Source organism: Candidatus Binatia bacterium (genome assembly GCA_023150935.1).
In the GTDB taxonomy this organism is placed as follows: domain Bacteria; phylum Desulfobacterota; class Binatia; order HRBIN30; family HRBIN30; genus JAKLJW01.
This window is the reverse complement of record JAKLJW010000004.1, coordinates 21,582-31,410: the sequence shown is the minus strand read 5'-3', so window position 1 is coordinate 31,410 and position 9,829 is coordinate 21,582. Positions and strand designations below refer to the sequence as shown.

General features: G+C 68.6%; 2 protein-coding genes. Both read right to left on the bottom strand.

Features of this window, described 5'->3' with window-relative positions:
• Window positions 1–15: 15 nt before the first annotated feature.
• Window positions 16–8,106: an SDR family oxidoreductase gene (locus L6Q96_04300; protein MCK6553793.1), complete on the bottom strand. Its 8,091-nt coding sequence runs from the start codon at window positions 8,104–8,106 to the stop codon at window positions 16–18.
• Window positions 8,107–8,149: 43 nt separating this feature from the next.
• The gene (locus tag L6Q96_04295; protein MCK6553792.1) at window positions 8,150–9,829 is read right to left on the bottom strand and encodes an acyl-CoA dehydrogenase family protein; all 1,680 of its coding nucleotides are present in this window, start codon (window positions 9,827–9,829) and stop codon (window positions 8,150–8,152) included.

The following is a 9,829-nucleotide window of genomic DNA, read 5'->3' as shown; positions in this document are numbered from 1 at the left end:
CCCGAGCACCCGGCCCTACGACATGGCCTCCCGCAGGGGCGCGAGCCGTTCCGCATCGACGGGGCTCGGCAGTTCGACCGTGCGGTAGCCGTGCAGAGTGACGTAAACGCTGCCACTCGCGTCTACCACCTGCGCGTCCACGCCCTCGCCCGCGGCCCGCGACACCACCACCGCATACAGAGGTCCGTTACCGCTCGCCGGTGTGGCGGCCATGTCGACACGATCGATATGCGATGGCAACGCCATCTGCCCCTTCGTGCCGAGTTGCCAGATACCCGCGGTCTGAAAGCACAGTTCAATCAGCCGTGGCGCAACCGCCAGCGGCGCCTCGGCCGGCCGATGATGCTCGGGCAGGGCCCCCGCCAGCAACCCCACCGTCCGCCCGCCGTCTCGCCACACGTTCTCGATCACCCGGTACGCCGGGCCGTGGAAGTAAATCCGGTAGACGTCGGCCGGACCCACCGCGTTACCGGCGACGCCGTTCGGCACGGCGCTTCTGAGCGATTTCGGCGCCGCACGCGTGAGCCGGACCCGGGCCGTGAAGTGGATCGTCACCTGAGGCTCGGTCTGGCCGGGCAGGTTCCGCACGCCGCTCAATCGGCAGCAGGCGACGATCCCATCCCCGGCGGGAACGAACTGCGCCTGCAGAGTCAGCACCCGGCTCTCGTCGCGGTAGAACTTGAACGGCGCAAGAAAGTTGACGTCCTCGATCGCCGCAACGTGCCAGTCGGGGAGCAAGGTGGTCGCAAGCTCCGCGAACCCTTCGATCCCCATGACGCCGGGCAGCACGGGTGTGCCGTCGATCCGGTGGTCGAAGAGGAAGGGCTGCATTTTCGGGTCGAGTACCGTCTCGGCGGTGAGGCCGTCGTACAGGCTCATGCCGGCGATACGACCTACCATCGGCCCGCGGGTCCGCGGCCCACGGCGCTCGTCCAGCCGGGCGGCATCGATACCCCCGGTGGTGTCCCACTCCTTCATCAGAATGCCGAGACGGCCGGCGACAACCACCTCGCCGCGAAAATCGCCGGCCGCCGTCAACTCGCGCCGCACTGTCGCAATGCCGGTGTCCGGCGGCAGCATGTCGATGCCTGCCATCTCCATCATCTTCGGAATCGAGCCGCGAGTGGCCATGCCGATACCACCCCAGGCCGTCCAGTCGATGGCAATGGCGCGAGTGGCGGGGCGGGTCGCGCGGAAGCTCGATGCGATCTTGCACAGGAGGTCGTTGGCCGCGGCGTAATCGGCCTGGCCACCGTTACCGAAACGACCGGCAATGGAGCTGAACGCCACCGTCGCCGCCAGCGGCAGGTCGCCGATGGCGTGCAGGAGGTTGAACCAACCGTCGCTCTTCACGTCGAACACGAGATCGAATTCGCGCGGCTCCTTGTCGGGCAGGAAACGGCTGATCTCCAGACCGGCGCAGTGCAGGAGCACGTCAATGCGCCCGTCGTTTTCGCGCACGTCCTCGATCACCCGCGCCACCGCATCCGGCTGCGTGAGATCGACTCTGTAATACCGCGGCGTTCCACCGGCGGCCCGCACCGCCTCGATTGCCGCCAGCGCGGCGTGCGCCCGCTCCAACGCCGCAAGCTCGCGCTCCACCAGAGCCGGCGTGGCGCGCTCGCCCCGCGCCTTGAGGCGCTCGAAAATATCGCGCTTCAGATTTTCCCTGTCGCTCACGAAGCGCCGGATGTCGGCGTTGCCGGGATCGGGTTCCGGCACCAGGTCGAGCAGGTAAAATGTCCCACCGCAGGCGGCCGCCAGGTCGGCGGTGATGGCCGATACGATGCTACCGGCCGCACCGGTAACGACGAAGACGCTGTTACGGTCGAGGGCGAGACCCGCGTCGCCGTCACGGACCGGTTGCTCGGCAAGGGCGACCGTCCAGCGCTGCCCGCTCTTGTAACCGACTTCGACGACACCCGGATCGGCCAGCGTCTCGTCGATCAGCAAGCCGGCGACGTCGGCCGCTTTCCGCCCGACTTCGAAGTCGACCGCCTTCACCAGCGCCTCGGGCCGTTCCCGTTTATAGGTCTTGGCGAAGCCGACCACCGATCCTCCCATCGGGGCGACCGCGCCGGGGTCGTCGTATCCGTGCTGGCCACCGAGCAACGTCGCCGAGACGAGGAAGGTGCCCGGAGCCATGATCTGCTCGTACAGCGCGCGCATAGCCGCGTAGAGCAACTTCACTCGCACACCCAGCGCCGCTCGCCAGGCCGCAAGGTCCATGGCGCGCAAGTCGCCTTCGTTGTCCAGGGCGGGCAGCCAGTACACGCCGCGGACCGGCCCCGCCGCCGTCCAACCCTTCACTCGTTCGACCACCTGATCGGAGGTCTCGGCGGGGTCGAGCTGCAGCACCTCGACACCCAGCTTTTCGAGCTTCTTCTTGAGCGCCCTGGCAACCCCACCCCGGTCGGGCATCACGAGGACGCGAGCACCCGCACCGAGCTGCACCGCGGTGGGCTTGCAGACGTCGAGGGCCGGACGCAGCACGGGCACCGGCACGCGCCGCGGGACGCGATTGGCGACGTCGATGGGCAGCACGGTCGGCGCCTCGGCGGGGCCGGAGGCTGGAGCTGGGGCTGAAGGGGGAGAGACGACTTCGGCCGCGGTCTGCGCCGCGGGCGCGGCCTTCAGGTCGGGCCGGCGGTCGTAAACGAACTGGATGACGTGCGCCAGCGTCGGGAAGTCGCGCAGCTTCAGCTTGTCGTCGCGCGGAATCTCGTAGGCGCCGCGAATGGCCGCAAACATCTCCGCCTGCTTGACCGTGTCGATGCCGAGATCCGCCTCCAGATCGAGCTCCGGGTCGAGCATGTCCGGCGGGTAGCCCGTCTTCTCCGCGAACAACTGCAGGATACGCTCCCGCACCGGATCGGAAAGACCGGCGGGTGAAGCCGAGGTCGGTGCCGAAGCCGAGGCCGGGACTGCAAGGAGAGGAGCGACTTCCGCTGCCGTCTGCGCCGCGGGCGCGGCCTTCAGGTCGGGCCGGCGGTCGTAAACGAACTGAATGACGTGCGCCAGCGTCGGGAAGTCGCGCAGCTTCAGCTTGTCGTCGCGCGGAATCTCGTAGGCGCCGCGAATGGCCGCAAACATCTCCGCCTGCTTGACGGTGTCGATGCCGAGATCCGCCTCCAGATCGAGCTCCGGGTCGAGCATGTCCGGCGGGTAGCCCGTCTTTTCCGCGAACAGCCTGAGGACCTGTTCCCTGACCGTATCTGACACCGGTGCCGGAGGTGGCGGCGCGGGCTGCCGCCCAGGGGCGACAAGATCGGCTGCCGGTACGGCGGCGGTCGGGCGCGGAGCGGTCGCCTGTGGTGCAGTCGGCTGCGCCCGTTCCGCGGCAGCGGCGACGCGTTGCGTGGGTCCCCGATCCCGCACACGCAGGGTGCGGTTGACCACTTCGAGGCTGGCGGCCGGGTGGCCGCCAGCACGGCACACCCAGGCCTGGAACGCGACCGGGTCGGCGAGTCGCGTGGCGTAGCCGAGCTCGTCGGTGTCGGGTCGCAGGCCGTCCGGTGCCGGCACATGGCGATACAGGGTCATGGCGATCTGGGAACCGAAGCCGGCACCGAGGCGCAGGGCGTATTCGACCGGGTAGGCCCCGCCCCTGGACAGATTGAGTGGCCCCAACTCGGGGTCGACTTCCTTGAAGTTCGCCACCGGCGGAACGATGCCGGTCTCGAGCGATTTGATGGCGACTACGTCTTCGATACCGGCACCCATGGCGTGCCCGGTGAAGCCTTTGGTGTTGGCAACGACGATCCGGTCGGCGGCCGCCCCAAAGCAGCCGCGCAGGGCGAACACCTCCGCCGACGCACTGCCGCCGCGCGCCGGGGTGTAAGTCTCGTGCGACACGAACACCGTCTGCGGCGCGATGTCGTAACGATCGATTCCCCACTGCGTCTCGGCCTCGCGCAACAGGCTCTCCATGACCCGCCCGATGTGGTCGACGTCGAGGCGCGTGCCGTGGAAAGCGCTGTTGGCGGTAGCGGCGGCCAGCACCTCGCAGATCGGGCGGATACCGCGTTCGCGCGCCGCCTCGGCGCTCTCGACGACGATGGCCGCCGCGCCCATGCCGACGATCATGCCGTGACGGCGCCGGTCGAACGGCAGAGCCGCCTCCTCGACGACGTCGTCGGTGGCGGCCGCCCCCGTGGCCAGAAAGCCGGAGGCGGTCCACTCGAGTAGCGCGTCGCTGGTAAAGTCGTCGGCGGCGATGATGACGACCCGGCGGCAGCGGCCGGTGCGGATCCAATCCTGCGCCAGAGCGACGCCCTGTGTGGTACTGGCGCACGCCGCGTTGATGTGCGTGTTCGGGCCGCGGGCGCCGATGAGTTCGGCAAACTGCGAGTGGCCCATGGCGAGGATCTTGAAAATGAAGCGGCGGTCGAACGTGTACGCATCCTTCTCGATCGCCGCTTTCAACTCGTGGATGCGATGGTCGAGGTCGGCCGCCAGCGGGTCGTGGTCGTTGCCGCGGCCGGTGCCGAGGCGGGCGCGGACCTGTTCGAGCGTAGCGAGCTGTTCGCGCCGGTTACCGTCGGCGAAGTAGTGCGAGAGGTCGGCAACGAGCGCGTCGTAGCCGGGGAAGGCCGCGGCGAAGATGACGCCGGTGTCGTCGCGCAGCTCGTCCGGCAGCATCCAGCGATCGGGCAGGTAGGTGCCGCGGGTGGTTTCCTTGTAACGCATGACCAGGGGAATGCCGGCGTCGCGCAGGGCGTCGATACCGGCGGCGATGGCCATGCGGGTGGTAATGTCGAGGGCGGGGATGCGCTCGGCGGACACCCCGTACTCGGCGGCGAGGTCGAAGGCGCCGCCGCGGCCAGCGAGTTTGATGACGTCGCCGGCGCTGTCGATGCTCTCGAACCGGGCCCCGCCTTCGTCGCTCTTCACGAGTCGGGTGATGCGCTTGTCGAGCATCGCCTTGCGGAAGCGCGAAGGGATCACATCGATAAACTGCTGGCCGTCGAGAATGCGGCCGATGTTGGCATCGTCGAACCGTTTCTCCGTGCCGGGCAGACCGAGGGCCGCGCCGGTGACCGCCACGGGTTCGTCCGCGGCGAGGCCGCGGGCGGCCTGCCCCCGGCCGCCGTAGATCTGCATGCCGCGCTCGAGGAATTCGGCGAACAACTTGCCGAGTTCGGAGTAGCGCTCTGCGCCGAGCGCCGGGAGCCGGGGGGCCGGCGCCGGGGCGGCGACACTCGGGTGCACAGGCAGCGGGGCCGCCGTCACGGGCAGCTTCGCTGCCACCGGCGGGACGGCGGCAACCGGCCGCGCGGCGGCGGCGATCTCTGCGGTCGCACCGATGCCGAAACCGGCGGCGTACAGGCCGCAGAGGGCCTGATTGAAGGCCACGAGGTCGCCGAGTTTCGGATGGTTGCAGAACAGCGAGGCGACCTCGGGCCGGTCGCCGAGAACGTCGTCGACGAAGCCCTGGAGAGCCTTCTTCGGGCCGACTTCGACGAAGCAGCGAGCGCCGGCGTCGTAGAGAGTCTGCAGGCCCTTCACGAACTGCACCGGGGCGGCGACCTGCTCGGCCAGCAGGTCCAGCATCTGCGGCACCACGTTCGAACCCATCGGGTAAAACTCGCCGGTGACATTGGCGACGATCGGCAGCGCCGGCGGAGCCAGACGCAGTCTTCTCAGCGTGGCCCGCAACGGCTCGCTGGCCAACGCGACGATGCGCGTGTGGAAGGCATGGCTGACCGGTAGCGGCACGGCGTTGAAACCGGCGGCGGTGAACTTCTCGATGGCGGCCTGCACGGCGGGCGTGGCGCCGCCGATGACGGACTGACTGTTGCTGTTGACGTTGGCGATGACGACGTACCCGTCGATCTCCTTGAGCATACGTTCGACCTCGGGCAGCGGGCCGAACACCGCGGCCATGAGGCCGTTGTCGTCGACGGACAGCTTCGTCATCTCGCGACCGCGAGCGCTCACGGCTTCGAGGGCATCGTCGAACGGCAGGGCGCCGGCAGCGATCAGCGCCCCGTACTCGCCGAGGCTGTGGCCCATGACCATGTCCGGCTTGATGCCGTAAGCCGCGAGCAATTTGGTGAGAGCGTGGTCGACGGCGAGCACGGCGGGCTGCGTGATCGCCGTCTGCCTCAGGCTGTCCTCGGCGCCGGCTATCGCCCGTGGGTCGTCGGGATCGACGAAGATGAAGCCGCTGAGCGGTTTGCCGGCGAGCAGCGGTGTCATCACCCGGTCGGCGCGGGTGAAGACCTCTTCGACGACGGGTTCGACGGCGCGCAGGTCCCGCAACATGTTGGCGTACTGCGAGCCCTGGCCGGTGTAGAGGAACGCCACCTTCGGCGCCGGGCCCCGGCCGCGGAAGATCCCCTGCGCCCGCAGCGCTTTCCACATGCCGGGATTGTTGGCGGCGAACGCCTTGACTGCCCTGGCGGCCTTGTCCGCAAGCTCGGCGGCATCGCCGTAATCGATGGCAATTCGCTCCGGGGCGTGCAGGTCGGTTTCCGCGGGCGCTGCCGGCGCCGGCGCATTGCCGGCGGCCGCCGCCTTCTGCACCGCCTCCAGACGCCGGAGCAGTTCGCCGGTATCCGCGCCACCGATGACCAGGGCGCCGCGCAACGGCGCCTTCGGAGCCTGATCGCGAACGGCGCCGGCCACGTAACCCGACGGTACGCTCACACTCGTGCGTTTGCCCTCGCCCGCCGTCAGAGCACCGGGCACGTGCTCTTCGAGGACGATGTGGAAATTAGTGCCGCCGAAACCGAAAGCGCTGACTCCGGCGCGGCGGACACCGCCCCTCTCGATCTCCCACGGGCGCAGCGTGGTGTTGACCGCGAACGGGCTGTGGCTGAAGTCGATGTTCGGGTTGGGACGCCCGAAGTTGAGACTGGGCGGCAGCAGCTTGTGATGGGTAGCAAGCGCGGCTTTCAGGAGACCGGCGGCGCCGGCGGCGGCCTTCAGATGGCCGATGTTGGACTTCACCGAGCCGAGGGCGATCGATCCCGGGGCGCGGTTGGTTTCGCCGAAGCCCAGCGTCAGGCTTTCGACCTCGACGACGTCGCCGACGCGGGTCGAGGTGCCGTGCCCCTCGACGTACGTACAGGAGGCCGGCGGAACTCCGGCGTTGCGCCAGGCGCGTTCGACGGCGAGGCGCTGGCCGACCGGGTTGGGCGCCGTGATGCCCTTGCCCTTGCCGTCGCTCGCGCCGCCGACGCCGCGGATAAGAGCGTAGATCTTGTCGCCGCTGCGTTCGGCATCGACGAGGCGCTTGAGCAGGAAGATGGCGGCGCCTTCGCCCATGACGAAACCGTCGGCGCCCTCCGCGTAGGGACGCGTGCCGGTGGCGGACAGAGCGCCGATCTTGCAGAACTTGATGAACGACGAGGCGCCCATGTTCCGGTCGATGCCGCCACAGACGGCGGCGTCGAACTCGTGCTCGACCAGACCCTCGACGGCGGCATTGACGGCGGCCATCGCCGAGGCGCAGGCGGCGTCGACGACGAAGTTGGGACCGCGGAAGTTGAACAGATTGGCCAGCCGGCCGGCGATGCAGTTCGACAGCTCGCCGGGCATGGTGTCCTCGGTTATTTCCGGCAGCCTGGCGTCGAAGCGGGCGTGCGCTTCGGCGGCGATGGCGGCTTGCACGGCGGCCGGCAGGGCGGAGAAACTGGGGGCCTGTTCGAGTTCGCGGGCGAACTCCGGAAAATAGACCCGCATCGCCGTCAGGTAGTGCTTTTCGCCGGCCATGGCGTTGCCGATGATGACGGCGGTGCGGTCGAGGTCGAGCGGTCGTTGCGGATGTCCGTAGTCGGCGAGGGTTTCGCGGGTGCATGCGACGGCCCACTTCTGGCCGTCGTCCATGGCTTCGCTGACCCTGGGCGGAATGGGCAAACCCCACTGCAAGGGATTCCATTCCCACGCCCGCACCCAGCCGCCGATTTTCGAGTACGTCTTGTCGGGCGCCTTCGGATCGGGGTCGTAGTACAGCGCCGGGTCCCAGCGCTCGGGACTCACGTCGGTAATGCTGTAGCGTCCGGTGCGGAGGTTTTCCCAGAATACGGAAGCGTTCGGCGCATCGGGCAGGATAGCGCCCACGCCGACGATGGCGATGGCGCGATCTGCAGTGTCTTCCATTGCTGCTCCTGTAGGGGATCTCGTCGCTCGTTCGGTCCTCGGTTCATGCCGCGGCGCTCGCGCCGCCGCCGCGCCCGTAGACCAGGTCGGCGATCGCGTCCATGTCGGCCAGCAAGCCGGCCTGGGCCCGGTGAATGGCGGGCAGTCCCAGTGCGGCTTCGAAGGCCGGGACCTCGGCGTCGGCGACGGCCCCGCCGCCGACGGCAAGTCCGAGGCCGTCCCGGGCGATCTTCGCCGCGGCCTCGCGGGCGAAGCAGCGGCTGATCGCCGCGATACCTGCGGGATCGAACCGGGTGTCGGTTTTCGGATTCAAGGTGCCGGCCGCGGCACCCACGGCGCGGCGCGCCATTTGCTCTGCACATTCGGCGAAGGCGACGAGTTCGCCGATGCGGAAGAGGACGTGTTGATGGCGGGTGAGGCGCCCGATGCGGCAGCGTTCGAGGACCTCGGCCAGGGCGTGCAGTGCGAGGGCGGCGACGTCGCAGCCGGTGTTCGGGTGTTCGGAACGGATGGCTTCAAGACCACGGGCGGCCTCGTGATAGTGCTGGCCGCGGGTCTTGAGGTGCGCCTGCCAGCGATCGCGACTGATGGTCATCTCCATAATCTCGGAGGTGCCTTCGTAGATCGTCGTGATGCGCACATCGCGTTTGATCTTCTCGACCATGTATTCCCTGGTGTAGCCGTAGCCGCCGAGGGCCTGGATGCTGGCTTCGGCGGCGCGGTTGCCGGCCTCGGTGGCCATGTACTTGGCGATAGCGCCCTCGGTGTTGAGCATCTGGTCGCCCTCGTCGAGCCGCCGCGCCACGTATTCCATGTAGGCACGGGCGGCTTCGAGCCGGATGACGTTGGCGACAATGAGCTTGTGCGTGTACCCCGGCTTTTCGGAAAGCGGGCTGCCGCCCTGAATGCGCGTGGTCGAGTACGGGACGGCGCGGTCGAGAGCCGCCCAGCCGGCGCCGAGGCCGAACCCGGCCACCATGAGCCGCGTATAGCCGAACACGGCCTGGGCCTGGGCGAGACCTTGTCCTTCGACGCCGCCGACGAGGTTTTCCGCCGGCACGTAGACTTCGTCGAGGGACAGGGCCGCCGTGTTGCTGAGGCGGATACCGTGCTTGTCCTCGGGTTTGCCGGCGCTCAGACCCGGCGTGCCGCGTTCGACAATGAACCAACTAGGGCCACCCGGGGCGTTGGCGAGAATGGTGTAGACGTCGGCGACGCCGCCGTTGCTGATCCACTGCTTCGCCCCGCCGATCCGGTAACCGACGACCTTGCCGTTCTCTTCGACCGGGACGGCCGTAGTCCGCAGGGCGGCCAGATCGCTGCCGGCCTGCGGTTCGGTAGCGCCGTAGGCCATGAGGATACCCTCGTCGGCGATGCGGGTCATGTACTTCGTTTTCTGTTCCGGGGTGCCGCCGACGACGATCGGGTCGCTGCCGAGGAAGGTGGCCAGCACCCCGGTGGCGACGCCGACGTCGAGGTGACCCATGGCTTCGCAGATGCGGTAGAGATCGAAGACGCCACCGCCCATGCCGTGGTACTCTTCGGGAATGAAGAAGAGCTGGATACCGAGTCCGGCCCCGCACATGTCGCGGACGATCGCTTCGGGGAACTCGTCCCGGCGATCGAGATCGAGCAACGTCGCGTCGGCGAGGTTACGGGCAGCGAATTCGTGCAGCGCCGCGAGCGTCGCATCGAGGGTTTCCTTGTCGATCCCTGCGCCCAT